The 25,701-nt window shown below is 72.1% G+C and carries 24 protein-coding genes and 1 tRNA gene; 7 read left to right on the top strand and 18 right to left on the bottom strand.

Features of this window, described 5'->3' with window-relative positions:
• Positions 1-97 precede the first annotated feature (97 nt).
• A complete protein-coding gene (locus ACP4J0_RS00315) occupies positions 98-898 on the top strand; it encodes a hypothetical protein (protein WP_426596549.1) in 801 nt (266 codons plus the stop codon).
• 27 nt (positions 899-925) lie between these two features.
• Here the strand turns inward: ACP4J0_RS00315 and ACP4J0_RS00320 are convergent, their stop codons facing one another.
• Positions 926-1,237, bottom strand: coding sequence for a hypothetical protein (locus ACP4J0_RS00320; protein WP_426596550.1), 312 nt, complete (start codon positions 1,235-1,237; stop codon positions 926-928).
• A 103-nt stretch (positions 1,238-1,340) separates the two neighbouring features.
• On the opposite strand from ACP4J0_RS00320, the gene ACP4J0_RS00325 reads away from it, so the two are divergent.
• On the top strand, positions 1,341-1,571 hold the full coding sequence (locus ACP4J0_RS00325) for a DUF4287 domain-containing protein (protein WP_426596551.1): 231 nt from the start codon (positions 1,341-1,343) through the stop codon (positions 1,569-1,571).
• A 103-nt stretch (positions 1,572-1,674) separates the two neighbouring features.
• Here ACP4J0_RS00325 and ACP4J0_RS00330 read toward each other — a convergent pair whose 3' ends face one another.
• The 11 genes from ACP4J0_RS00330 to ACP4J0_RS00380 all read right to left on the bottom strand — a co-directional run bounded on the left by ACP4J0_RS00330 (position 1,675) and on the right by ACP4J0_RS00380 (position 12,876).
• Complete coding sequence (locus tag ACP4J0_RS00330) at positions 1,675-2,586, bottom strand: Bax inhibitor-1/YccA family protein (RefSeq protein WP_426596552.1); 912 nt, start codon at positions 2,584-2,586, stop codon at positions 1,675-1,677.
• A 168-nt stretch (positions 2,587-2,754) separates the two neighbouring features.
• Positions 2,755-3,930 carry a 4-hydroxybenzoate 3-monooxygenase gene (locus ACP4J0_RS00335; protein ID WP_426596553.1) on the bottom strand — a complete coding sequence of 392 codons (1,176 nt, stop codon included), beginning with the start codon at positions 3,928-3,930 and terminating at the stop codon, positions 2,755-2,757.
• 432 nt (positions 3,931-4,362) lie between these two features.
• On the bottom strand, positions 4,363-5,709 hold the full coding sequence (locus ACP4J0_RS00340) for an ammonium transporter (RefSeq protein ID WP_426596898.1): 1,347 nt from the start codon (positions 5,707-5,709) through the stop codon (positions 4,363-4,365).
• Positions 5,710-5,831: 122 nt separating this feature from the next.
• Positions 5,832-6,773: an urease accessory protein UreD gene (locus ACP4J0_RS00345; RefSeq protein WP_426596554.1), complete on the bottom strand. Its 942-nt coding sequence runs from the start codon at positions 6,771-6,773 to the stop codon at positions 5,832-5,834.
• A 1-nt stretch (position 6,774) separates the two neighbouring features.
• Entirely contained in the window at positions 6,775-7,395 is a 621-nt protein-coding gene (gene ureG, locus ACP4J0_RS00350) for an urease accessory protein UreG (protein WP_426596555.1), read from the bottom strand.
• Positions 7,396-7,447: 52 nt separating this feature from the next.
• Positions 7,448-8,239 (bottom strand): urease accessory protein UreF, encoded by a 792-nt coding sequence (locus ACP4J0_RS00355; protein WP_426596556.1) that lies wholly within the window; start codon positions 8,237-8,239, stop codon positions 7,448-7,450.
• A 7-nt stretch (positions 8,240-8,246) separates the two neighbouring features.
• Positions 8,247-9,971, bottom strand: coding sequence for an urease subunit alpha (gene ureC / locus ACP4J0_RS00360; RefSeq protein ID WP_426596557.1), 1,725 nt, complete (start codon positions 9,969-9,971; stop codon positions 8,247-8,249).
• A 1-nt stretch (position 9,972) separates the two neighbouring features.
• Positions 9,973-10,452 (bottom strand): urease subunit beta, encoded by a 480-nt coding sequence (locus ACP4J0_RS00365; RefSeq protein WP_426596558.1) that lies wholly within the window; start codon positions 10,450-10,452, stop codon positions 9,973-9,975.
• Entirely contained in the window at positions 10,449-11,441 is a 993-nt protein-coding gene (locus ACP4J0_RS00370; RefSeq protein WP_426596559.1) for a sirohydrochlorin chelatase, read from the bottom strand. Before ACP4J0_RS00370 ends, ACP4J0_RS00365 begins: the two co-directional genes overlap by 4 nt.
• A gap of 93 nt (positions 11,442-11,534) precedes the next feature.
• The gene (locus tag ACP4J0_RS00375; protein ID WP_426596560.1) at positions 11,535-11,840 is read right to left on the bottom strand and encodes an urease subunit gamma; all 306 of its coding nucleotides are present in this window, start codon (positions 11,838-11,840) and stop codon (positions 11,535-11,537) included.
• Positions 11,841-11,901: 61 nt separating this feature from the next.
• A complete protein-coding gene (locus ACP4J0_RS00380) occupies positions 11,902-12,876 on the bottom strand; it encodes an urea transporter (RefSeq protein WP_426596561.1) in 975 nt (324 codons plus the stop codon).
• Between the two features lie 122 nt (positions 12,877-12,998).
• On the opposite strand from ACP4J0_RS00380, the gene crcB reads away from it, so the two are divergent.
• The 3 genes from crcB (at position 12,999) to ACP4J0_RS00395 (ending at position 15,954) form a co-directional block, all read left to right on the top strand.
• Positions 12,999-13,490 carry a fluoride efflux transporter CrcB gene (gene crcB / locus ACP4J0_RS00385; RefSeq protein ID WP_426596562.1) on the top strand — a complete coding sequence of 164 codons (492 nt, stop codon included), beginning with the start codon at positions 12,999-13,001 and terminating at the stop codon, positions 13,488-13,490.
• Positions 13,490-13,864 (top strand): fluoride efflux transporter FluC, encoded by a 375-nt coding sequence (locus tag ACP4J0_RS00390; RefSeq protein WP_426596563.1) that lies wholly within the window; start codon positions 13,490-13,492, stop codon positions 13,862-13,864. The genes crcB and ACP4J0_RS00390 overlap by 1 nt, the downstream gene beginning before the upstream one ends.
• A gap of 77 nt (positions 13,865-13,941) precedes the next feature.
• Positions 13,942-15,954, top strand: a complete 2,013-nt coding sequence (locus tag ACP4J0_RS00395; RefSeq protein WP_426596564.1) for an FUSC family protein — start codon at positions 13,942-13,944, stop codon at positions 15,952-15,954.
• 125 nt (positions 15,955-16,079) lie between these two features.
• Here the strand turns inward: ACP4J0_RS00395 and ACP4J0_RS00400 are convergent.
• Positions 16,080-16,163: transfer RNA gene (locus tag ACP4J0_RS00400), tRNA-Leu, on the bottom strand.
• Between the two features lie 509 nt (positions 16,164-16,672).
• Between ACP4J0_RS00400 and ACP4J0_RS00405 the strand changes: the two genes are divergently transcribed.
• Together ACP4J0_RS00405 and ACP4J0_RS00410 are read left to right on the top strand one after the other, a co-directional pair.
• Positions 16,673-17,470: an ABC transporter ATP-binding protein gene (locus ACP4J0_RS00405; RefSeq protein WP_426596565.1), complete on the top strand. Its 798-nt coding sequence runs from the start codon at positions 16,673-16,675 to the stop codon at positions 17,468-17,470.
• Positions 17,471-17,602: 132 nt separating this feature from the next.
• Positions 17,603-20,131: an ABC transporter permease gene (locus ACP4J0_RS00410; protein ID WP_426596566.1), complete on the top strand. Its 2,529-nt coding sequence runs from the start codon at positions 17,603-17,605 to the stop codon at positions 20,129-20,131.
• 69 nt (positions 20,132-20,200) lie between these two features.
• Here the strand turns inward: ACP4J0_RS00410 and ACP4J0_RS00415 are convergent, their stop codons facing one another.
• The 5 genes from ACP4J0_RS00415 to ACP4J0_RS00435 form a co-directional block, all read right to left on the bottom strand.
• Positions 20,201-21,502: a class I SAM-dependent methyltransferase gene (locus tag ACP4J0_RS00415; RefSeq protein WP_426596567.1), complete on the bottom strand. Its 1,302-nt coding sequence runs from the start codon at positions 21,500-21,502 to the stop codon at positions 20,201-20,203.
• Positions 21,503-21,804: 302 nt separating this feature from the next.
• Positions 21,805-23,223, bottom strand: a complete 1,419-nt coding sequence (locus ACP4J0_RS00420; RefSeq protein ID WP_426596568.1) for an NAD(P)/FAD-dependent oxidoreductase — start codon at positions 23,221-23,223, stop codon at positions 21,805-21,807.
• Between the two features lie 419 nt (positions 23,224-23,642).
• Positions 23,643-24,584 (bottom strand): exopolyphosphatase, encoded by a 942-nt coding sequence (locus tag ACP4J0_RS00425; protein ID WP_426596569.1) that lies wholly within the window; start codon positions 24,582-24,584, stop codon positions 23,643-23,645.
• Entirely contained in the window at positions 24,581-25,123 is a 543-nt protein-coding gene (locus ACP4J0_RS00430) for a DUF501 domain-containing protein (RefSeq protein WP_426596570.1), read from the bottom strand. The genes ACP4J0_RS00425 and ACP4J0_RS00430 overlap by 4 nt, the downstream gene beginning before the upstream one ends.
• 49 nt (positions 25,124-25,172) lie before the next feature.
• Positions 25,173-25,655, bottom strand: coding sequence for an FtsB family cell division protein (locus tag ACP4J0_RS00435; RefSeq protein ID WP_426596571.1), 483 nt, complete (start codon positions 25,653-25,655; stop codon positions 25,173-25,175).
• Between the last annotated feature and the right edge of the window lie 46 nt (positions 25,656-25,701).

Consider the following 25,701-nt stretch of genomic DNA (forward strand, 5'->3'; position numbering starts at 1 on the left):
CTGTCCGCTTCGTGACGTTACGCACTGACAGACGGTTAGTCCTCCCTTCAAGCTGATGTAGGAAGTCGGGGGTCGACTTTGAACCGGGAGTACGTCAGTGAGCGCCATGCCGATCGCCCTGCTGCTCACCACGGCCGCCACCGGCGCCGTGGGCGTCGCCGTCCTGCGCGCCGTGCTCGTGCTGCGCCGCCAGGTCGCGGCGTTGCGCACCGAGCTGGCCGAGAGCCGCGCCGCCACCACGCGGGGCCGCGTGCCCGCCGCCCGCGCCACCGCCGACGCCGATGAGATACGCGCCGCCGTCGCGGAGGCGCTCGCCGAGGAGCGCGAGCGGGAGCTCGCCGAGGCGCGGGCGTTCTGGGCCGCCCAGGACTCCCGGGACGCCTCCGACGCGCCTCTGCTGCTCGGCCTGGCCGACAGCGAGCTGTTCCTGCCCCGCCAGACCGACTTCGTGGGCATGGAGCCCCTGGCCGAGCCGGGTGCGGACGGCGAGGAGGCCGCCCCGCAGGACGCGGGCCCGCGGGAGTCCGCCGAGCTGGCCGCCGCCCGCCGCCGGCACCCCTCGCACCCGGACTTCGTGCCGAACCCGTCGCCGGCCGTGGGCGACCACGAGCGCACCGTCGCCACCCTCGAGGAGCTGGCCGAGTCGAGCGTGGCGCTGGCGGACGTACGTCCGGGCCCGCTGGGCACGCTCGACGTGTACGTCTTCGCCGACGGCACCACCCTGTGCATGACCCCGGGGCACCGCGAGACCGCGGAGCGCCTGGCCGCCGCGCTGGGCGCGGGCAGGACGCCGTACCTGCTCGGCGGCTCGGGGATCTCCGGCGCCTACACGCTGACCTTCGCCTGCGGCGAGGAGAACGTGTACATCCTGGCGGACCGCGTCATCGCGTCCCTCTAGCCGCTCCGGGGCGTCAGACCCCGGCCGTCAGACCCCGGCCCGCTTGCGGGCCTCCTCCACCAGTCCCACCGCTTCTTCCACCTGGCCCTCGTCCCGCAGGATGAGGGCCAGGTCGTGCGCGGCGACGGCGATCTGGTCGGCGGCGGCGAACATCCCCGCGTCCGGCATCAGACGGGGCTCCGTGTCCGGTTCCTCCGCGCGCTGGGCGCGCCGGGCCAGCTCCCTGGCCAGCTCCAGCGCCTCGGCGGCGGCCCCGCGTTGCAGTCTGCTCTGCGGGGCGGCCCGCAACCGGTCGGCGAAGTCGTCCACGGCACGGGTCAAAGGCGTCGTATCAACCACGGCGTGAGCGTACGCGCCCCCACGGGACTGTTGCCAACGGGCGAACGCTCAGGCACGGTGACCTGAAGGACCGGCTTACATCCCCTTTCGCCCGGAGGCGCCGATGTCCCAAGTCTTCTCCGAGGAGACCCATCGCAACATGCTCGCCCGGATCCCGCACTGCACCGGTCGTGAGATCTCCGACTGGCTGCGCGCCGTCGAGGACGGCCCCTCCCTCTTCCGCTTCGAGGAGAAGGTCAGCTGGCTCCGTCACGAACACGACCTCGCGTACGGCCACGCGAAGGCGATCATCCACGAGTACGACCTGAGAAGGGCCGCGCGCAAGCTGCTCTGAGCGCTTCTGAGGGCGTGCGACGCCGCGACGAACGACGAAGGGCCCCGGGCTTCAAGCCCGGGGCCCTTCGTGACCAGCCTCTACCAGTCGTCGCTGGTCGTTGCTAGTCGTTGCTGTTCAAGATGGCGATCAGCCGCAGGAACTCCAGGTACAGCCACACCAGTGTCAGCGTGAGACCGAAGGCGGCGAGCCAGGCCTCCTCGCGCGGGGCGCCGTAGGCCAGGCCGTCCTCGACCTGCTTGAAGTCCATGGCCAGGAAGCAGGCGCCGAGGATGATGCCGACGACGCCGAAGACGACACCGAGCGCACCGCTGCGGAAGCCGAGGCCGTCACCGCCGCCGAAGACGGCGAACAGCAGGTTCACCATCATCAGGAAGACGAAGCCGAGCGCGGCCGCCATCACGAAGCCGTAGAAGCGCCGGTTGACGCGGATCCAGCCGGCCTTGTAGGCGATCAGCACACCGGCGAAGACCGCCATCGTGCCGATCACGGCCTGCATGGCCGCGCCGTCGGCGATGCGGTTGTCGACGACGCTGGAGACGACGCCGAGGAAGACACCCTCGAACGCCGCGTAGAGAAGGATCAGCGCCGGCGACGCCTTGCGCTTGAAGGACTGGACGAGCGCCAGGACCATGCCGATCAGCGCGGCACCGATACCGATGCCGTAGGAACGGCCGATGTTGGCGTCGTCCACGGGCAGCAGCGCCCACGCGAGCGCGGCGGTCACCACGAGCACACCGAGCGTGCTCGCCGTGCGGATGACGACGTCGTCCATCGTCATCCGGCCGGTGGTGGCCGGCGCCTGCGGCGGCGCGCCGTGCTGCAGGTCCTGCTGGGCGTACGGGTTCTGCGCGTAGGGGTTGCCGGCGGGCTGGGCGTACGGAGCGCCCTGCGCGTACGGGTTGCCCTGGGTGGCGACGGCGGGGCCCCCGGCCTGCGGCGCGGCGTTGAAGCCCGCGTAGCCGTTGTCGCGGCTGAACCCCCGTCGCGAGAAGACCGGGTTTCTGCTCCTCATTTCACTCCTCCATGGCCACACGACGCAGCCTTGGCTCAAGAGTAATAGAACGGCAAAGGAATGACCCTACTGCTTGGGGAGGATCTTTCCCTCACCCTGCCGCACAACACGCTATGCGTATCGGTGATTCCCCTCACGGGCGGGGTCGGGCACCCGGGTGTGTGCCGCTCACCCGATCGGGAACCCCGTGTAGGCCTCGGCGAGGTCGGTCTCCGCGGCGCGGGAGGAGGCGATCCGCTCCAGGCGGGCCAGCTGGAGCCGTTCCTCGAAGGGGGTGGCGTCCGGGGCGCGGTGCAGGAGGGTCGTCATGTCGTACGAGAAGCGCTCGGCCTGCCAGACGCGGCGCAGGCAGGTCTCGGAGTAGGCGTCGAGGAGTTCGTCGGAGCCGGTCCGCGTGCGGTGGGCCAGCGCCCGGGCGAGGGTGACGACGTCCCCGACGGCGAGGTTGAGGCCCTTGGCGCCGGTGGGCGGCACGATGTGCGCGGCGTCGCCTGCCAGGAAGAGGCGGCCGTACCGCATGGGCTCGTGGACGTAGGAGCGCATGGGCGTGACCGACTTCTGGGTGATCGGGCCCCGGTGCAGGACCCAGTCGTCGTCGGTCTCGAAACGGTGTTCCAGCTCGGTCCAGATCTCCTCGTCGCTCCAGCTCTCGGCATCCGTGTCCGCGGGCACCTGGAGGTAGAGGCGGGAGACGGAGGGGGAGCGCATGGAGAGCAGCGCGAAACCGCGGTCGTGGCGGGCGTAGACCAGCTCGTCGTGCGAGGGGGCGACGTCGGCGAGGATGCCGAGCCAGCCGAAGGGGTACGTCCGTTCGAAGGTGCGGACCGGTCCGGCCGGGACCGCGGCCCGGGCCACTCCCCAGAAGCCGTCGCAGCCGACGACGTAGTCGCACTCCAGGACGTCCTCGACGCCCTCGTGCCGGAAGCGGACCCTCGGGTGGTCGGTCCCGGCCCCCTCCACGGCCAGCGCCTCGGCCTCGAACAGCAGCGGGCCGCCGTTCTCGAGCTGGAGGGCGATGAGGTCCTTGCAGACCTCGGTCTGGGCGTAGACCATGACCGACCTGCCGCCGGTGAGCGCGGGGAAGTCGACGCGGTGGCGCCGCTTGGCGAACCGGAGCTCGATCCCGTCGTGGCGCAGCCCCTCGCGGTCCATCCGCTCCCCGGCCCCGGCCGCGCGCAGGACGTCCACGGTGCCCTGCTCCAGGATTCCGGCGCGCTGCCGCCGCTCGACGTAGGCGCGGTCGCGGCTCTCCAGGACGACCGAGTCGATCCCGGCGTCGTGGAGCAGCCGGGCGAGGAGGAGTCCGGCGGGGCCGGCCCCGATGATGCCGACGGTGGTGCGCATCGGTCGTTCCCTTCGATTGGCGTCGTTGCCGTCACGGTGGGGGTGAGCACCTCCCACCGCGCCCACCGCACCACTCTGTTCGCGTGGTGAAATTTCTTTCACTCACGCTCGCCGAAGTTTCGGCCCCCCGCGCGCCGCTGTCAACGGGTGCGCGGGGTGTCCTCGGGATCGCGTGACGGCCCGACGGCTCCGCGGGCGGGCCCGCGGCGGGCCCCGGAGCGGTTCCCGAGACGGTCCCGGGGCCGGGTAGCGGGGACGGACGGTCTCCAGGGCAGGCCCGCGGCCGCATCCGGGGCGGGCACCGGAGGCCGGGGCGCGGCGAGTCCCGGGCAGGCCCGCGGCCGCATCCGGGGCGGGCCCGCCGCAGGCCGGGGCGCGGCGAGTCCCGGGCAGACCCGCGGCCGCATCCGGGGCGGGCCCGCCGCAGGCGGCTCAGCCCTCCCGGTGGTCCCGCAGGAGCCGCTGGATCTCGGCCAGCCTCTCCCGGTCGGTGCCCCGGCCGCCGCTCGCGAGGGCGTCGAGACGTTCGGCGGTGCGGAAGTCGTACGCGCGTTCCTCTTCCTCCCCCGGTACGGCGTCGTACGTCTCCTTGTCGGCGAAGCCGACGACGACGTCCACGGCCTTGGCGAGGATCCAGGTCAGGACGAAGGAGAACGCGGCGACGGCGAGGATCGCGACGATCTGCTTCCAGAGCAGGGAGCCGCCGCCCCCGTAGAAGAGGCCCTTCTTGCCGCTGACGTCGGCCGTGGCGAACAGGCCGACCATGATCAGGCCGACGAGGCCGCCCGCGCCGTGCACCCCGACCACGTCGAGGGTGTCGTCGACGTTCAGCCGGTACTTCAGGGTGATGGCGTACGCGCAGACGGCCCCGGCGACGAGTCCGGTCACCAGCGCTCCGGTGGGGTCGATCTCGCCGCACGCCGGGGTGATGGCCACCATGCCGGCCACCGCCGCCGAGCCCACGCCCATCATGGTGACCCGCCGGGTGCGCCAGTACTCCACCAGCGGCCAGGTGACCATCGCGCCGGCCGCGCCGAGCTGGGTGTTGATGAAGGCCGTGGCGGCGGTGCCGGTGTCGCGGACGGCCGACCCGGCGTTGAAGGCGAGCCAGCCGAACCAGAGCAGGGCCACGCCGATCATGACCAGGGGGATGTTGTTGGGCCGCGGCTCCTTGCGCCGGAAGTCCGCCGGGCCCCTGATGACCAGGGCGGCGGCCAGCCCGGCGATGCCCGAGTTGAGCTCCACCGGCAGGCCGCCGGCGAAGTCCAGTGCGCCCAGGTGGCTGGTGATCCAGCCGTTCTCCGTGTCGAAGACCCAGTGCGCGATCGGCACGTACACGATCAGCAGCCACAGCGCCGAGAAGACCAGCCACCCCCGCATCCTGACCCGGCCGGCGATGGAACCGCTGATCAGCGCCACCGTGACGATGGCGAAGCCCATCTGGAAGGTGGCGTACACGTAGGTCGGGATGGACCCGGTCAGGGTGTTCGGCTCGATGCCGCGCAGGAAGGCGTGGTCGAGGTTGCCGATGAGGCCGGCGCCGCCGGCGTCCGGGCCGAAGGCGAGCGAGTATCCGACGACGTACCAGAGGATGGTCACGAAGCACAGCGAGGCGAAGCTCATCTTGAGCATCACGAGGATGTGCTTGGTGCGGACCATGCCGCCGTAGAAGAAGGCGAGGGCGGGGGTCATCAGCAGCACCATGGCCGCCGCCGCCAGCATCCAGGCGGTGTCACCGGAGTCGTAGGCGGGCGGCATGGGGGCGGGCGCGGTGATCACGGGCATGGCCTCCTGGACGCGGGGACGGGGGGCGTGGCGGGGGACGGGGCGGGGGACGGGGACGGGGCGGGGGACGGGGACGGGGGCGGGGACGGGGGCGGGAACGAGGCGAGGCGGTCGGACTACGCTTTGCGCAGGTCAGGTGCGGGGTGGCCGGTGAGCAGCCGGCGTACGGCGTCCCACGCGGCCCGGACGGCGCCGGTGACCCGGGGCTCCTCGTGGCCGAGGACGCGCACCCAGGCCCCGCAGTCGTCCGGGAGGACGCTCGCCCCGTGCAGCACCTCATGGCCCGTCAGGGACTCGTGCAGGGCGTCGGCGATCTCCGCGGCGGGGCACCGGCCGCTCACCACGAACAGGGACGCGACGTGGTCGTGCCCGGCGAAGACACCCGGGCCGTCCACCCCGCCGCGGCGCCCGGGGACGAGCCGCAGCGTGTCCACCGCCAGCAGGGTGCCGTCGGGCCGGCGGATCTCCAGGTCGCCGGTGAGGACGGTGTAGGCGTGGCGCTCGCCGCGGGCGAGCCGGCCCGCGGTGACCGTCTCGCCGTAGACGGCCGTGGCGTCCTCGTCGACGGTGAGCCGGACGCTCTGGTGGAACCGCGCGCCCCGGAAGGGGATGAGCGGGTCGGGCAGGTACTCGACGTAGGCGCCCTCGGCGGCGGTCAGGCGGACCAGCTGCGTCGCGTAGTCCTGCTCCATCCGGTAGACCTTGGTGGCCGCCTGCGTGGTGAGGAGCACCTGGGTGCCCGGACCGCAGCGCAGGTCCTGGCGGTAGCGGTCGGCCTGGGCGATGCCGCCGCCCGTGGCCATCACGTACACGCACGCCATGCCGGGCAGCGCCGGGTCGACGTAAAGCGGGCGCATGATCTCCAGGGGCGACTTCTGGTACCGCTCGACCAGCTCGGTGCGCTCCCCCCGGCGGGCGAACCCGAGGTCGAGGATGCCGACCTTGGCCGGCGAGCCCGGGCCGAGCGTCTCGGGCGCGCCCGAGAACGCCGACAGCTCCGGTGGGAGCCGGACGGGCTCGTAGTACTCCGGCGCGAGCCGGTCGCGGACGGCCGGCATGTCAGGTCAGGACCTTGCGCCGGGACTCGAGGAAGGCGAGGACCTCGTCGACGCCCTTGCCGGTCAGGCAGTCGGTGAGCACCACGGGTCCGTCGCCGCGCACCCGGTGGGCGTCGGACTCCATGACGTCGATGTCGGTCCGCACGTACCGGGCGATGTCGATCTTGTTGATGACCAGCAGGTCGGAGTCGGTGATGCCCGGCCCCCGCTTGCGCGGCATCTTCTCCCCCTCGGCGGTGTCCAGGACGAAGACGAACACGTCGGCCAGGGCCGGGCTGAAGGTGAGCGTCAGGTTGTCGCCGCCGCTCTCGTAGAGGAGGACGTCGACGTCGGGGCAGCGGTCCAGCATCTCCGCGCCCGCCGCCAGGTTCATCGTCGGGTCGTCGCGGACGGCGGTGTGCGGGCAGGCGCCCGTCTCGACGCCCACCACGCGGTCGCCGTCCAGCACTCCGTCGAGCGTGCGGCGGATGTGCTGGGCGTCCTCCTGGGTGTAGATGTCGTTGGTGATCACGGCGGGCCGGTGGCCCTGCTTGATCAGCATCGGGACGAGGGCCTCGATGAGAGCGGTCTTCCCCGATCCGACGGGTCCGCCGATCCCCACGCGCAGTACGTTGTCTCGCACCTGTCCTTCTCTCTTCCTCTTCGGCTGCCGGCCGTTCGCGGCCGGCGGGTGGTCAGCTGGCGAACAGCCGGGCCTCCGCCCGCTCGTGACGGCCCGACATGACGTCCACGGCGAAGGTGGTCGCCCCGAGGTCGTCGAGGCCGCGGGCCAGCGCCTCGCGGGTGGTCTCCTCGATCACCGGGGCGGTCCGCCGCAGCAGGCCCTGGGCCAGCCGGTGATCGGTCAGCCTCAGCCGCAGCGCCGCTCCGGCGAAACTGGCGCAGAACGCGAACAGGTCGGCGGCGACGGCCTGCCGCACGGGCACTCCGGTCGCCGCGTACACGACCCCCGCGGCGACGGCCTGGGTCCCCGGAGCCCGACGGTCCGCGACCGTGCGGTGGTACCGGGCGATGCCGGCCGCGCCGAAGACCTCGGCGGCGAGGTCCAGCAGCTGGCGCCCGGTACGGGTCGCCGCCTGCCGCATCTCGCGGCCCAGCTTCGTCGCGTGCAGCCGGCGGTCCGTCGCGGCCACCGTGTCCCAGTCGTCCGCCGCGGCGGCCCGGTGGGCCAGGGCGAGCGCGGTCGCGTCGGACGGGCCGACGCCGTGCCTGAGGACGTCGTGGAGCAGCGCGGCGAGGGAGTCGTAGCCGACCGCCCGCTGCTGGAGGAAGCCCTCCAGGCCGTGGGACAGGGTGTAGAACCCGCTGGGGAACGCCGAGTCGGTCAGCTGGAGGCTGACGAGCAGGTGCCGCAGGTCGTGCGCCGGGGCCGGCTCCGGGGCGCCGGCGGCCGGCGTTCCCGAAGCCGTCGCCCCGGGGGTGGCCGGCGCGGCCCCGTCCGGTTCCGTCGTCTCGTCGCGGTACATGGGCGGGTCAGGTCAGGAAGAACAGCTGGTTGAGGGGCAGCTTCTGGGCCGGTTCGATGGTGACGACCTCGCCGTCCACCGTGACCCGGTACGTCTCCGGGTCCACCTCGATCTCGGGCAGGACGTCGTTGCGGACCATGTTGTGCTTGCCGATCGTGCGGGTCTTGAGCACCGGCAGCACCCGCCGCCGCAGACCGAGCTTCTCCGGCACCCCGGCCGCGATGCCGGCCTGGGACATGAAGGTGACGTGCGTCGACTGCATGGCCCGCCCGAACTGGCCGAAGGACGGCCGGTAGTAGACGGGCTGCGGGGTGGGCAGCGAGGCGTTCGGATCGCCCATCTGCGCCCAGGAGACGATGCCGCCCTTGATGACCATCTTGGGCTTGGCCCCGAAGGAGTGCATGGGCCACAGGACGATGTCCGCCAGCTTGCCGGCCTCCAGCGATCCCACGTAGTCCGATACGCCGCTGGCGATGGCCGGGTTGATGGTGGCTTTGGCCAGGTGGCGCAGGACGCGCTGGTTGTCGTTGCGTTCGGAGTCCTCGGGCAGCGGACCGAAGGCCTCCTTGCACACGTGCGCGATCTGGAAGGCGCGGGTGACGGACTCGCCGATCCGGCCCATGGCCTGGGAGTCGGACGAGATCATGCTGATGACGCCCCGGTCGTGCAGGACCGTCTCGGCGGCGATGGTCTCCGCCCGTACCCGGCTGTCGGCGAAGGACACGTCCTCGGGGATGTCGTGGCTGAGGTGGTGGCACACCATCACCATGTCCAGCAGCTCGTCCACGGAGTTCTTGGTGTACGGCAGCGTCGGGTTGGTGGAGGACGGCAGGACGTTCGGCTCGCCGGTGACCCGCAGGATGTCGGGGGCGTGGCCGCCGCCCGCGCCCTCGCTGTGGAAGGTGTGGATCGTGCGGCCGTCGATCGCGGACCGGGTGTCCTCGAAGAAGCCGCCCTCGTTGAGGGTGTCGGTGTGGATGGCGACCTGGACGTCGTGCCGGTCGGCGACGGCCAGCGCGTTGTCGATGACGGCGGGGGTGGCGCCCCAGTCCTCGTGGACCTTGAGCGCGGCGGCGCCCGCCTCGATCTGCTCGTCCAGCGCGGCGGGGAGGCTGCCGTTGCCCTTGGCCATGATGCCGATGTTGACCGGCAGGTCCTCGGCCGCCTCCAGCATGCGGGCCATGTTGTAGGGGCCGGGCGTGCAGGTCGTGCCGTTGGTGCCGTCCGTCGGCCCGGTGCCGCCGCCGAAGAGGGTGGTGATGCCGTTGCTGAGCGCCTGCTGGCACTGCTGGGGCGAGATGAAGTGCACGTGCGAGTCCAGCGCCCCGGCGGTGGCGATCAGGTGTTCGCCGGCGATGACCTCCGTGCCGGTGCCGACGACGAGCCGGGGGTCGACGGCGTCCTGCGTCTGCGGGTTGCCGGACTTGCCGATGCCCGCGATGAACCCGTCCTTGACGCCGATGTCGCACTTGACCACGCCGATCACCGGGTCCATGACCACGACGTTGGTGATGACGAGGTCGAGGGCGCCCTGCGCGGCGGTGGCCTGCGGGTCCGAGGCCATGCCGTCGCGCATGGTCTTGCCGCCGCCGTAGACCACCTCGTCCCCGTAGGAGCCCTCGCGGACGTCCTTCTCGACCTCGACGACGAGGTTGGTGTCGGCCAGCCGGAACCGGTCGCCCACCGTGGGACCGAACAGGTCGGCGTACTGCTTGCGGGAGAGGGTCGGCATGTCAGTGGGATCCCTTCTTCTTGGACTTCTTGGCCCCGCCCTTGCCCGGACCGTCCTTGCCCGGCCCGTCCTTGCCCGGACCGCCCTCCTGCTCCGCGTCGGCATCGCCGCCCGCTCCCCGGAACCCGCGCTGCAGCGCCCGGCTGACGGCCTCCACCCGGGCCGGGTGCGACTTGACGCTGCCGTTGAGGAGACCGCTGAAGCCGGTGAGGCGCCCGGTGCCCGCGTACGAGCACAGCTCGACCTCGCGGGTGCCGCCGGGCTCGAAGCGGACGGCGGTGCCGGCGGCGATGTTGAGATGCATGCCGAGCGTGGCGTTGCGGTCGAACTCGAGGGCGGAGTTCGCCTCAAAGAAGTGGTAGTCGGAGCCGACCTGGATCGCCCGGTCGCCGGTGTTGCGGACCGTCACCTTGAGGGTCCGCCGGCCGGCGTTGATCTCGATCGGGTCGTCGCCGTACTGGTATCGAGGGGGAAGTGTCATCGAAGGCTCCTGCTGGATGGGAGGACGTGCGGGTCCGCGCCGCGGCGCGGGACGGAGTCGGTGCGGCGGGCTCCCTGGGGAGCGGCGGCGGCCGGCCCGGGGCCGGCGGCCCGAAGGGTGCGGGGCGAGCCGTGGGCACCCTGCCCGTCCTGGGACTGGACGGGGGCGGGGCCGCCCGGGGCGTGAGCGGGTACACGGCCACCCGGACCATGGCTGTACTCGCCCGGCCTCTGACCGCGGCCGCCGCCCGGACCCTGGGCGGGACCGCCCAGACCGTGAGCGGGTACACGACCACTCGGACCATGGCTGTACTCGCCCGGCCCCTGGCTGTGGCCGCCCGGGCCATGGCTGTGACCCCCCGGACCGTGGCTGTGGGAGTGCCCGTGGGCGTCGGCCGCGGTGAGGCTCCGGGACAGGCCGTCGTCGCCGTGCCGGTCGCGTAGGTGCCAGGCCTCGGCGACGCGCGCGCCGAGTACGCCCGCCACCGCGGACGCCGCGAGGAGGGGCCCGCCCGGCTCGCAGTGTTCGGGGTCCGGCACCGGCGGGGCCGCCCAGGCGGCCGGGAGCAGGACGACGCGCTCCGCGCCGAGCGCACGGCAGCGCCGTACGCCTTCGGCCGGGTCCGGGTCGCCCCCGGTGAGGGCAACCTCGACCGTGCGATGCCGCCCGTACTGCCGCACCAGACGGGCGATCCGGAAGAGGTCCGCGTCGACGAAGGGGTCCCCGGACGGAGCGGTGACCAGGAGTGCGCTGGTCTCCGGCACCCGCGTGGCCGCCGCCCGGAGCCAGCCGGTCAGGTGCTCCGTGGTGCCGAAGGGCTCGGCCAGCACGGTCCCGGCGCGTTCCTCCGCGGACAGGCCCAGCAGGGTGCGGGCGGCGTCGGCGACCAGTTCCGGATCGCGGCCCAGGGTCATCGGCACCACGCAGACCGGTTCGCCGCGGGCGCGCACCGCGCGGACGCGCCGGAACAGTTCGCGGCCGCCGGTCACGCAGGACACCCGGGGATCCAGCAGACCGCGTACGGCACGCCCTCCGTCGCTCTCGTGACCGCAGACGGCGACCACCTCGCCCCGGCGCACGGGTCAGCCGCCGACCGGGTCGTGGCAGGAGACGAGCTTGTTGCCGTCGTCGAAGGTCGCCTCCACCTGGAGCAGCGGCAGCATCTCCCGCACGCCCTCCATGGTCTGGTCCTCGCCGACCACCTGCCGGCCCAGTTCCATGCAGTCGGCGACGCTCTTGCCGTCCCTGGCGGCTTCGAGGATGGCCTCGGTGATGAGTGCCACCGACTCGCTGTAGTTGAGCTTCAGGCCGCGGTCGCGGCGTTTGCGGGCCAGGTCCGCCACGACGTACACGAGCAGCTTGTCGATCTCTCGGGGGGCCAGGTTCATGGGGACTGCCTTCCTCGGTCACGTGTACGCGTGACGCGGTCGCGGGCGGGCCGGGGGTTTCTCAGGAGTCGTCGGCGCGCACGGTGATGCGTGACAGGACGGGCACGGCCGCCAGCAGTGCCCAGGTGGTGATGTTGAACGGCCAGGTGAAGGTGTGGCTGCCGAAGTCGTCGAACAGCACCGACAGCGAGGCCGTCAGACCGGTGCTGGCGGCGGCGGCCAGCACCGTGTAGGCGTGGTTCCACCCAGTGGGGCGCAGCAGGACGACGCCGAACGCGAGGCTCGTCAGGACCGCGTTGTAGCCGTAGATCCCCTCGCCGATCAGTACGGCCGGTGCGCCGAGCGCCCACGCGGTGAGGATGCCGACGGCGCTGCCCAGCACGGTGAACAGCCCCACCCTCCACCCGGCCAGGAACAGACCCGCCAGCATGATCAGGCCGACGTACCAGGTCTCGACGAAGAAGATCTGGGAGATGTTCGAGAAGAAGCCCTGCCACAGGTCCGTCCAGCCGACGTCGGGGCTCCTGGGAGTGGCCTGGGTGACCGCGGACTCGGGGGTTCCGTGCCAGACGCGCTCGAAGGAGGGGGCGCCCAGGACCATCACCAGGGAGACCAGGCAGAACGGCCCGGTGAAAGGTTTCAGCCCGAAGGGACGCAGCAGGGTGCCGAGAGCGGCGGTCACCAGCGTGCACATCACGGCCGCGCTCACGGCCATGACGTACGTCGAGGGGTGGTGGCCGAGGTACACCAGCATGGCGATGCCGCCCAGCACGCCGCAGTAGGTCATCAGTCCCTGGGCCAGGGAGTCGTGCGGCACGGCGAGCAGCCGCGCGGTCAGCGTGGCGGCCACCGCTCCGACGGTGGCGAAGAGGCCGGTCTCCCAGCCCGCCACCCAGAGGGCGACGAGGATCACCAGCGAAGTCCACACGCTCGCCTGGAAGTCCACCTGGCCCACGCCGCGCAGCGCGCCGAGCGCCGTCCCCTTCCACGAGTGCGACGGCGCGCCGGGGCCGCGCACGGGTGGCTGAGCGGCCACGCTGCCTCCTTCGCGGCGAGGCCTCTGACGGGCCGTCGGCTGGGTGCGGGGCTGTCGTCGTTCGGTGCGGAGCTGCTTGATCGATCGCCAGCTAAGGTGACGATATGCACCTTATTGGCGATATGCACCTTCATCGTCACCCGGATCACACGGGCGGTTCACAGGGGCCCGTGGTCGCCGCGGTGGCGGTCGGTGGAGCGGTGGGCGCCCTCCTGCGCTACGCGGCCTCCCGCCTGTGGCCCAACGGCAGCGACGCCGCACTGCTGTGGCGGACCGGCGAGGCCGCCTTCCCCTGGACGACCCTGCTGATCAACGTGGTCGGGTGCTTCCTGATGGGCGTACTCACCGTCGCGCTCAAGGAGCGGTTCACCCGCGCGCCCCGCCTGCTGAACCCCCTGCTCGGCACCGGCGTCCTCGGCGGCTTCACCACGTTCTCCTCCTACACCGACGACACCCGGCGGCTGTTCGAGAACGACCAGCCGGGCGCCGCCGTGGGCAACCTCCTGCTGACGGTGGCGGGGGCCCTGGCCGCGGTGGTCCTGGGAGTGCTTCTGGCCCGCCTGCTGCTGACGCGCCCCCGGGGCGCGCGGACTGAACGGGGCGGTGGGGCCTGATGGGTGAGTGGCTGCTGGTCCTGGCGGGCGGAGCGGTCGGCGCGCCGGTCCGTTATCTGATCGGCACGGCGGCCCGCGAGCACCTGCGGTCCGCCTTCCACTGGGGCACGTTCCTCGCCAACATGGCCGCGGCGCTGCTCCTGGGCTTCCTCGTCGAGGCGGGCACCGAGGGAGCGCTCGGCGATTCCGGACAGGCCCTGCTGTCCACGGGCTTCTGCGGTGCCCTCTCCACCTGGTCGACGTTCTCCAACGAGGTCCACTCCATGGCCGCCGCCCGGCACATCGCCGGCGCCGCCGGCTACGTGTTCGTGACGGTCGCCCTCGGTCTCGGGTTGTCGTTCGCGGGCATGGCGGTCGCCCAGGCCCTGTGGTGATCACGGCCGTCACCCGGACGGCGCACGGGTGGCGGACCGGACCGCCCCGCCTCGACCGAGGGCGCGCGGCACGGTCGATGGCGGCCTTCGGGCTCTCCTTCGGCGCGGTCACGGCGGTCGCCGGGGTCCACAACGGAATCTTCGCCGCGATGGGCTGCTACGCCGACGCCTACGGCACCCGCGACCCCTACCCCCGGCGGGGCCCGCTGCTCGCCAGTCTTTCGGCGGCCCTCGTCGTGGCCTTCGCCGCGGGGTCCGCGGTCGCGGGCGACGTGTGGGCGATGACGGCGGTGCTCTCCGCCGTCGCCGTCGTCGCCACCCTGTTCGTCCGCACCCTGCATCTGAGCGGGCCGGGCAGCTACTTCGTCATCCTGGTCGCCGCCCTGGCGGCCTTCCTGCCGCCGGCGGACCTCGCGGACACGGCGGTCCGGGCCGGCTTCCTCGCCCTGGGGGCTGCCCTGTCCTGGGTCTCCGCCATGTCGGGCCGGCTGTCCCGGCCGTACGGGCCCGAGGAGCGGGCGGTGTCGGCCGCCTTCCGGTCGGTCGCGGCGTTCGCGGACGCGCAGGCCGGGGCCAGGGCCAAGGCCCGGTCCGGGGCCAAGGCCAAGGCCCGGTCCGGGGCGGGGAGCCCGCCGGACGACCTCGCCGCCGCCGGGCGGGGCGCCTATGTGGCCGTGCACGGAGCATGGGCGGCGCTCGACGACGCCCGAGGAGGCGGACGGGCAGCACCCGCACCACGGCGGTTGCTGCTCTACGCCCTCATGACCAGGCTGGAATCCCTGCTCGACACGGTGCAGAACAGGGCAGAACGGGGCGGTACTCCGGTACCCGCCGACCGGGTCGCGTGGCTCCGCGCCACGGCCGCGGAGATCGCGGCGGGCCGGGTGCCGGGGCCCTGTCCCGACGGACCCGAAAGACACGACGGACCCGACGGACCCGAAAGACACGACAGGCACGACGGACTTGAAAGACACGACAGGCACGACAGGCACGACGGACCCGTCGGGGCGGGCGCCGGGGCGGCCCCGTCCGGCCCCCGCGGCCGGGAGACGCCCCCGGGGCTCATGGAGACCGCGCGGGAACTCTGGCCCGTACCGCTCCCGCCGCGCAAGAGCGTGGGCGCGGAGCTGCGCCGTCTGCTGTCCCGCTCCTCCCCCGCCCTCACGGTCGCGCTCCGGGTCGGGCTCGCCGTCGCGGTGGGCACCGTACTGGGCTCCGTACTTCCGCTCCTGCACCCGGCGTGGGTGGCCGTGGGCGCGGCGGCCGCCCTCCAGGGCGGGCCGGGCCGGCAGCCCGCGCAGCGCGCGCAGGCGCGGCTCGTCGGGACCGTGGCCGGGGTGGCGGTCACGGCTCTCGTCTTCCACTCCTACCAGCCGGGTACGTGGGTGACCGTCGCCGTGGCCACCGTCGCGCACGCGATCTCGCGCGGTGTGCCCCCGGGCGCCCTCTTCGTACGCACCCTGCTGAACACGCCGGTCGCGTTGCTGCTGGTCGCCGCCGCTTCCCCGACCGGCCTGGGCACGCTCGCCGCCTTCCGGCTCCTCGACCTGACCCTCGGCCTCGCGCTCGGCGTGGCCGCCGCCCTGCTGGTGCGCGGTGTGCCACGGCGCAGGGTGTGCGCGGCGGTGGCGAACGCCGTGTCGGCGGCGGGGGCCGCCGTACAGGAACGCCTGCGCACCGGAACGGTCCGGGCCGCCGCCGCGGGGGCCTCCTGGCAGCGGATGGCGGAACTGTGGGACATGCATGCCGCGGTGCCCGCCGAGGAGATCCGCACGACCGGCACGGCGGACCGGCTGTGGCCGGCCGTCCTGGCGGTGCGCCGCCTGCTGTCCTGGACCGTGCTCGGCGGCTCCGTGCCACCCGCCCCCGACGACGGCGCCCGGGCCGGGAGCTACGTGGACGCCCTGGCCCGGGCGGCACGCACGGGCCTGCCCGGCTCGCCCGGCCTCCGGGCGGCCCTCCCCGGGCCGACGCGGGCGCCGGCGCCGGCCCACGATCCGGAACTGCACCGGAGGCTGACCGCCCTGGGAGACGCGCTGCTACGTCCCGCTCCCACGACTCCGGCCGACAAAGGCACCGGCGGGGGATGAGCGGACCACGCCTCGCCGGCCGTCGGACACGTGGCCGGTCTTCTCGTACTCCGTGTCCCTCGCCGTGAAAAGGGCACGGTGTCGCCCGGCCCGCCCGGGCCGGGCGACACCGGCCGCGAGGAGAGTGCCCGGAGCCGGACTTGAACCGGCACGCCCGCGAAGGGGCAGCGAGGTTTAAGCTCGCCGTGTCTGCATTCCACCATCCGGGCAGGCCATGGGCTCCGCTTCGAGTGCCCCGAGCCTATCGGGACGGGCCCCTCGCACAGCGGGCGGGCGGAGCGATGTTGTCTTATTTTATTGGCGCCTGAGGGGTCATCAGCTCCGGGTCGGTGCCTTCCACACGTGCCAACACCCTTGCGTGCGGCGATCGGCCACGCATACGGAATGACGGAATTTCACCGTCTCTACAAGGGCGTCCGCCCCGTTCTCGCGCCCGGGCCGTCACGGCGGCGCCGTCAGGAGCCTCGCGGGCGGGCATGTCAGGGACGCCAGGACGTCGCGGGCGGGCACCTCAGAGGCGTCGCGGGCGGACATGTCAGGGGCGTCACGGGCGGGCACGTCAGGGGCGTCCGTCATCCCCAGGTATGACGCCGGCTCCCCGGGTCCGACCGAAGTCCCCCATCGGAACCGGAACAGCGGCTGACTACACGGCGCCTCCCGTCCGGAAGGATGGAGAACGTCCCCGCACACACGCCGTACCGACAGGAGCGCCCTTCCCGTGACCACCGCACCCTCCCCCAGCCTCCGGCCGGGGGAACCCTCAGCCGACCGGTCCACCACCGTGGCCGCACGTGCCACGGAGCTTTCCAAGATCTACGGCCAGGGCGAGACCCAGGTGGTCGCCCTGGACCGGGTCTCCGTCGACTTCCGGCAGGCCGAGTTCACCGCGATCATGGGCCCCTCCGGCTCCGGCAAGTCCACACTGATGCACTGCGTCGCCGGGCTGGACACCTTCTCCTCGGGCTCGGTGCGCATCGGCGACACCGAACTGGGCTCGCTGAAGGACAAGCAGCTGACCAAGCTGCGCCGGGACAAGATCGGTTTCATCTTCCAGGCGTTCAACCTGCTGCCGACGCTGAGCGCGCTGGAGAACATCACCCTTCCGATGGACATCGCGGGCCGCAAGCCGGACAAGCAGTGGCTGGACTCCGTGATCGGGATGATCGGGCTGTCCGACCGGCTCGGCCACCGTCCCTCCCAGCTCTCCGGCGGCCAGCAGCAGCGCGTGGCCGTGGCCCGGGCGCTGGCCTCCCGTCCGGAGATCATCTTCGGTGACGAGCCGACCGGGAACCTGGACTCCCGCTCGGGCGCCGAGGTGCTGGGCTTCCTGCGCAACTCGGTGCGGGAGCTGGGGCAGACCGTGGTGATGGTGACGCACGACCCGGTGGCCGCCGCCTACGCGGACCGGGTGGTCTTCCTCGCGGACGGACGCATCGTCGACGAGGTGTACGGGCCGACGGCCGACTCGGTGCTGGACCGCATGAAGCAGTTCGACGCCAAGGGCCGCACCAGCTGACCCGTCGTCGACCGACCCGTCGCCGGCCGGCCCGACCCCACCCCTGACGCGTACGTACCTCCGTGCGCACGTACCTCCGTACGTCCGTGACGCCGTACGTCCGTGACTCCGTACCTCCGACAGAGAAGACCCATGTTCCGTACCGCCCTGCGCAACGTTCTCGCGCACAAGGCCAGGCTGTTGATGACCGTACTCGCCGTGATGCTCGGCGTGGCGTTCGTGTCGGGCACCCTGGTCTTCACCAACACCATCACCGACGCCCTGCAGAACAGCTCCGCCAAGGGCTTCGACCAGGTCGACGTCGCCGTGACGACCGAGTACCAGGACGCGGAGGGCGACAAGGTCGGCGAGGCCCCCGAGCTGACCGAGGCCCTCCTCGACGACAGTGCGAAGGTGCCCGGGGCGGCCTCCGCCATCGGCGTGGTGACCGGCTTCACCGCCGTCGCCGACAAGGACGGCGACCTGATCGGCGACGGCTGGAGCACGCAGGGCGGCAACTACTGGGGGGAGAAGGACCCCCGGTACCCGCTGGTCGACGGGCGCGCCCCGAAGGGCGAGGGCGAGATCATCATCGACTCCAAAACCGCCGAGCGCACCGGCTACGGCGTCGGCGACACCGTGCGGATGTCCATCGACGGCCCGGTGCTGACCCCGAAGGTCACCGGCGTCTTCACCACCGACGACGGCAACGTCGCGGCCGGCGGCACCCTCACCCTGTTCGACACCGCGACCGCGCAGAAGGTCTTCGGCAAGACGGGCACGTACGACGAGATCGCCGTCAAGGCGAAGGCCGGTGTCACGCAGGCCGCGCTGAAGGCGCAGCTCGACGCGGCGCTGCCGAAGGACCTCGTCGAGACCACCACCGGTGAGAAGCTGGCCGACGACCAGGCGGAGATGATCGCCTCGTCGATGAGCGGCATGAAGCAGGGTCTGCTGGTCTTCGCCGGCATCGCGCTGTTCGTCGGCACGTTCATCATCGCCAACACCTTCACGATGCTGGTCGCCCAGCGCACCAAGGAGCTGGCGCTGATGCGTGCGGTCGGCGCCTCCCGCCGGCAGGTCACGCGGTCGGTGCTGATCGAGGCGTTCGTGGTCGGCGTCGTCGCCGCGGTGACCGGCCTGCTCGCGGGCATCGGCATCGGGGCCGGGATGCGCTCCCTGATGGGTTCGCTGGGCGCGGTCGTGCCCGACGGACCGCTGGTCGTCTCCCCCAACACGGTCGTCGCGGCCCTCGCGGTCGGTGTCCTGGTCACCATGCTGGCGGCGTGGCTGCCCGGTCGCCGGGCGGCGAAGATCCCGCCGGTCGCGGCGATGAGCAGCGTGCACGCCACGGCCACGACGAAGTCGCTGGTGCTGCGCAACACGCTGGGCGCGCTGTTCTCGGCCGCCGGCGTCGCGGTCGTCCTCGCGGCGACGACGATGGAGGGCTCCGACGGGCAGGCCCCGATGGGCATGGGCGCGGTGCTGCTGATCATCGGCGTGTTCATCCTGACGCCGCTGCTGTCCCGTCCGCTGATCGCCGCCGCCGCGCCGGTGCTGCGCGTGTTCGGCGTCTCGGGCAAGCTCGCCCGGCAGAACTCGGTGCGCAACCCGCGCCGCACCGCCGCCACCGCCTCCGCGCTGATGATCGGCCTCACCCTGATCACCGGCATGACGGTGATGGCGGGCAGCCTGCAGAAGTCGATCGACAAGATGGCGGCGGCGGCGATCGAGGCCGACTACGTGGTCTCCATGGCCAACGGCAACTACCTCAGCCCCGACGTCGCCGAGAAGCTGCGCGAGGCCGACGGGGTCACCGCCATCAGCCCCCTGCGCAACGCGGAGTCCCGCATCGGCGGGCAGACCGAGTACCTCACCGGCGTCGACGGCTCCACGATCGGCGAGCTGGCCGACGTGAAGGTCGAGCAGGGCGCCTTCCGGATCGGCGGCACCGACGTCGTCGTGGACACCGACACCGCCGAGGACCACGGCTGGAAGGCCGGCTCCGCCCTCACCGTCGCCTACGAGGACGGCAAGAAGCAGCAGCTGAGGATCGCCGGGGTCTACGAGGGCAACGACATGATCCGCGGCATCATGGTCGACCTCGCCAACGTCGCCCCGCACCAGTCGGACCCGGTCGACATGCAGGTGATGGTGAAGATGTCCGACGGGGCCTCCGCTGCCTCGAAGGACAGCCTGGTGAAGGCGCTCGACACCAACCCGGCGATCCAGGTCCAGGACAAGCAGGACATCTCCAACGAGGTCGCGAAGATGTTCACGCTGATGCTGAACATGCTCTACGGCCTGCTGGCCATGGCGGTGATCGTGGCCGTCCTCGGTGTCATCAACACTCTGGCCATGTCGGTCTTCGAACGCTCCCAGGAGATCGGCATGCTGCGGGCGATCGGCCTGGACCGCAAGGGCATCAAGCGGATGGTCCGCCTGGAGTCCCTGGTGATCTCCCTCTTCGGCGGTGTGCTCGGCATCGGTCTCGGCGTGTTCTTCGGCTGGGCGGCCGGACAGCTGATGGGCACGACGATCCCGACGTACGAACTGGTCCTGCCCTGGGCCCGGATGGGTGTCTTCCTTCTGCTGGCCGCCGCCGTGGGCGTCCTGGCGGCGCTGTGGCCGGCCCGCAGGGCGGCGCGCCTGAACATGCTCCAGGCCATCAAGGCGGAGTAGCCGGTACGCACGAGGAGGGCCCCGTTCCCGGGTGGGAGCGGGGCCCTCTCGCGTGCGACGGGCGCGGGATCAGTTCCAGGTGCGGGCGCGCAGCGGCATCCCGGAGCCGCCCGGCTCGGGGGTCTTCACGGCGAGGACCTGGTTGACGCCGATGCGGTTGCGCTCGAAGGCGAGCGCGGAGGCGGCCATGTACAGCTGCCAGACGCGGGCCCGGCCGGGGCTGACGAGCCGGGTGGCCGCCGCCCAGCCGGACTCCAGGTTGGCCACCCAGCGGCGCAGGGTGAGCGCGTAGTGCTCACGGATCGACTCCACGTCGCGCACCTCGAACCCGGCGCGTTCCAGCTGGGTGATGGTGCTGCCGACCGGGGCCAGTTCACCGTCGGGGAAGACGTATGCGTCGATGAACTCGTCCACGGTGTAGGCGGACTCGTCGCGCTGGGGCCGCCGGGCGATCTGGTGGTTCAGCAGCCGCCCGCCGGGCGCCAGGAGCTTGAACAGGTCGACGGCGTACTCCAGATAGCGCTCGGCGCCGACGTGCTCGGCCATACCGATGGAGGAGATGGCGTCGTACGGCCCGTCGGCGACGTCCCGGTAGTCCTGGACGCGGATCTCCACCCGGTCGGTGAGCCCCTCGTCGGCGACCCGCTTGCGGGCGTAGGCGGCCTGCTCCTGGGAGAGGGTGACGCCGACGACGCTCACGCCGTGCTCGCGGGCCGCGTGGATCGCCATGGAGCCCCAGCCGCAGCCCACGTCGAGCAGGCGCCGGCCGGGGCTCAGGCCGAGCTTGCGGCTGACCAGTTCGAGCTTGTCGCGCTGGGCGTCCTCCAGGGTGCCGCCCTCGGCCTCGGGGGCCTGCCAGTAGGCGCAGGAGTAGACCATGGAGGGGCCGAGGACGAGCTCGTAGAAGTCGTTGCCGACGTCGTAGTGGTGGCTGACGGCCCGCCTGTCGCTGCGCTTGGTGTGCAGGTGGCGGCGGGCCCGGCGGACCTCCTCCGGTGGCGGGGCGGGCGGCAGCGGCGGCCCGGCGAGCCGGACCAGACCGCGCACGGCCGCCCGGACCTCCGGGTCGCGGAGCGCCTCGACGACACCGCGGGCGTCGTCACCGCGCTCCCAGACGAGACCTGCGAGCAGCCCGAGAGCGGCGTAGAGGTCACCGTCGATGTCGAGGTCGCCCGCCACCCAGGCGCGGACCAGGCCCAGTTCACCCGGTTTGAACAGCAGGCGGCGCAGGGCCCTGCGGTTGCGGACGACGAGGGTCGGCGTGCCCGGCGGACCCGCCTGCGAACCGTCCCAGGCACGGATGCGCACCGGGAGTGGTGTTCCCAGCAACTGTTCGAAGAGGTTCTGCAGCCGCAGCGCGGCGTCAGCCATGGCATACCTCCGTGACGAGCGATCCCGGAATGTCCAACACCACGTAAACACCTGGGAGCCCGCCGTACAGTCCCCGGCGCGCGTGACGACCGAGCAAAACACCTGTGCACACCACGAGATTTTCGCCCGGTCGGCACAGCACGAAGGGGCCGCCCGCACCACGGATGGCGGGCGACCCCTTCGAGGGCACTACGGGTACTACGGGTACTACGGGTACTGCCGGTACTACGGGAACTGCGGGTGCTGCAAGGTCTTGCCGGTACTGCACGCCCCGCTGGTACGCGGGTACGGACGGCCGGAGGTCAGGAGGCCTTGGCCTTCTCCTCGGTCTTCTCCGACTTCGCGGCCTGCTCGCCCTTGTCGGCGGCCTTCGGCGCGGCGGCCGGCGCCGGCTTGGCGGCCTCGTAGAACTCCTCGCGCGGGGTCTCCATCGCGCCGAGGGAGACGACCTCGCGCTTGAGGAACATGCCGAGCGTCCAGTCCGCGAAGACGCGGATCTTGCGGTTCCAGGTCGGCATCGCGAGACCGTGGTAGCCGCGGTGCATGTACCAGGCGAGACGTCCCTTGAGCTTGATCTTCATCTTGCCCATGACGATCATCGCCACGCCCTTGTGCAGGCCGAGGCCCGCCACCGCGCCCTTGTTGGCGTGGCTGTACTCCTTCTGCGGGAAGCCCCGCATGCCGGAGACGACGTTGTCGCCGAGGACCTTGGCCTGGCGCAGCGCGTGCTGGGCGTTCGGCGGGCACCAGGCGTTCTCGTTGCCCGCCTTGCGGCCGACGAGGTCGGGCACCTGGGCGTTGTCGCCCGCGGCCCAGATGTAGTCGGTGCCGGTGACCTGGAGGGTCGGCTGGCAGTCGACGTGACCGCGGGGGCCGAGCGGGAGACCGAAGCGGGAGAGCGCCGGGTTCGGCTTGACGCCGGCCGTCCACACGATGGTGTTGGAGTCGACCTCCAGGCCGTTCTTCAGCACCACGTGGCCGTCGACGCAGGAGTCCATGGAGGTGGACAGGTAGACCTCGACGCCGCGACCCTCGAGGTGCTCCTTGCCGTACTGGCCGAGCTTGGGGCCGACCTCGGGAAGGATCTTGTCGGCGGCGTCCACGAGGACGAAACGCATGTCCTCGCGGGAGACGTTCCGGTAGTACTTGGCCGCGTCGCGGGCCATGTCCTCGACTTCACCGATGGTCTCCGCACCGGCGAAACCGCCGCCGATGAAGACGAAGGTGAGCGCCTTGCGGCGGATCTCCTCGTCGGTGGTGGAGTCGGCCTTGTCGAGCTGCTCCAGTACGTGGTTGCGCAGGCCGATGGACTCCTCGATGCCCTTCATGCCGATGCCCTGTTCGGCGAGGCCGGGGATCGGGAAGGTGCGGGAGACCGCGCCCATGGCGATGACCAGGTAGTCGAACGGCAGCTCGTACGCCTCGCCCACCAGAGGGGCGATGCGCGCGACCTTGCGGTCCTGGTCGATGGTGGTGACCCGGCCGGTGAGAACCTCCGCCTTCGGAAGCACGCGCCGCAGGGGGACGACGACGTGCCGCGGGGAGATGTTGCCGGCGGCGGCTTCGGGGAGGAAGGGCTGGTAGGTCATGTACGACCGCGGGTCGACGACGGTGACGGTCGCCTCGCCGTAACGCATCTTCTTCTGGATGCGTCGAGCTGCGTACAGGCCTACGTACCCACCGCCTACTACGAGGATCCTGGGACGCTCCGTGGTGCTCATGCCATCGAGTATCCACCCGCCCGAGGGGGGTGGTTCGTGCGCCCCTTCACAAGCTTCGGTGAAGGCTGTGCTACTATCCGCCGCCCACGTGACGGAGATCATGGCGGGGGAAGGAACCAGCGTGTAGTGCGCTCCGTTGTCAATGCCGCGTGAGCTGCTTCTCCGCACCTCCGAGGGCAGTGGACCACCATCCCGCGGCATCCTTCTGGACCCCTTGCGGAACACCGCCCTGAACGCGTTCAAAGGGCTGTTGAACCCCCAAAAGGGTCAACCGGCGCGCTTATGTCGTCCGGCAGGACCAAATTCCTTGTGAAGAACTTCACGAAGTTTCCCGACAGGATGTCACCGAGGGGCCCCGGAGGGCCCCTCGGAACGCGCTCAGCCGTCGCCCGTCCCGCTCGGACCACGACCGCGGACACCTACGCCACCGACCACGCGATCCCGTCGAGAATGTCGTGCTCGCTCACGACGACCTCCTCCGCACCCGTCCGCTCCATGATCGACAGCAGTACGAGAGCGCCCGCTCCGATCACGTCCACGCGGCCGGGGTGCATGGAGGGGACGGCCGCGCGCTCGGCGTGCGTGGAGCGCAGCAGCCAGTCGGTGATCTCCCGGACGCGCGCGCGGGAGACCCGGGAGTGGTGGATGGCGGCCGAGTCGTACTCGGGCAGCTCCTGGGCGATCGCGGAGACGGTCGTCACCGAACCGGCCAGCCCCACCAGCGTGCGCGCCTCGCGCAGCGGCACCGTCTCCCCGGCGAGGTCCAGGGCGGCTTCGATGTCGGCCCGCATCGCCGCGACCTGCTCGGCGGTGGGCGGGTCGGTCACGGCCCCGTCGCGCACCAGGTGCCGCTCGGTCATCCGCACGCAGCCGACGTCCACGGAGCGGGCCGCGCGCACGTGGTCGTCGCCGACGACGAACTCGGTCGAGCCGCCGCCGATGTCGACGACCAGGTAGGGCTTTTCGAGGTGGTCGCGGCCCGCCAGCTCCTTGGTCGCGCCGGTGAAGGAGAACTCGGCCTCCTGGTCGCCCGAGATGACCTCCGGCTCCACGCCGAGGATGTCCAGCACCCCGTGCACGAAGTCGTCCCGGTTCTCCGCGTCCCGGGAGGCCGAGGTCGCCACGAAGCGCAGCCGCTCCGCGCCGTGCGCCTTGATGATCCCGGCGTACTCGCGGCAGGCGGCGAAGGTCCGCTCCAGCGCCTCGGGGGCCAGCCGCCCGGTGCGGTCGACGCCCTGGCCGAGCCGCACGATGGTCATGCGGCGGTCCAGGTCGGTCAGCTCACCGGTCCCGGGGTCGGCGTCGGCGACCAGCAGCCGGATGGAGTTCGTACCGCAGTCGACGGCGGCTACACGGGTCACTTGCCGTCCTCCTCGTCCGTGAGAGCCGGAAGGGACACGCACGGCCCCTTGCGCCACCACTCGGGCAGCATCGCGATCGCCTCGTCGCCCAGCGGGTTGACGCCGGGACCGGCCGCCAGCGAGTGGGCGACCAGCACGTGCAGGCACTTGACCCGGTCCGGCATGCCGCCCGCGCTCGGGAAGCCGGTCAGCTCCTCGATCTCGTCGCGGCGCCGGATGTAGTCCTCGTGCGCGGCCCGGTAGGCGTCGGCCAGCTCCGGGTCGGTGGCGAGGCGCTCGGTCATCTCCTTCATCACGCCGTTCGCCTCCAGCGTGCCGATGGCGGAGGCCGCCTTCGGGCACGTCAGGTAGTACAGCGTGGGGAAGGGAGTGCCGTCGGGCAGCCGCGGCGCCGTCTCCACGACGTCCGGCTGGCCGCAGGGGCAGCGGTGCGCGATGGCGCGCAGGCCGCGCGGGGGTCGTCCGAGCTGCTGCTTGAAGGCCTCGACGTCCGCGTCGGTGGGCTCGGTGCGCGGGGTGGTCGGCGGGGGAGTCTGCATGGCTGTCTTCTGCTGGTCTTCCTGTTGAGTCACTGCCGGCGCTGTCGGTTCACTGCCGGCGGGCGGCGGTGTCGGCCTTGTCGACCCCGTCCCATACGTTCCGGTACCAGGGGCGGTCGGCGGCACCGGCCTCGGCGCGGGCCTTCCTGGCCGCGTCCGGGTCGACGACGACGAACCCGGTCTCCCCCGGCATCACGTAGTGCAGCCGCAGCCGGATCTGCTGCTCGGCGTAGGCGTCGTCCTGCCAGCGTGCCTTGAGGTCGCGCAGTTCCTCGACCCGGTCCCGGGTCTCCTGCTGCTCCCGCCGCAGATCGGCGATCTCGGCACGCTGGGCGACGTACTGCCGTATCGGATAGGCGAGCGCCACGACGAGCGAGCAGAGCACCATCGCGAGCAGCGCGGCCCGGCCGGTCAGCCGGGAGCGGCGGGCCTGGCGCTTGGTCTGCGAGCGGTAGACCCGGGCCGCGGTCTGCTCCCCGATGATCCGGATCCTGGTCGCGGTGGAGAAACGGTCCCGGTCCTTCACGGCCATCCTGGTCTCCGCCTCCCGTGCACACGCGTACGTCCCCGCACACGGT

This window comes from Streptomyces sp. WG7 (assembly GCF_049975785.1).
GTDB lineage: Bacteria > Actinomycetota > Actinomycetes > Streptomycetales > Streptomycetaceae > Streptomyces.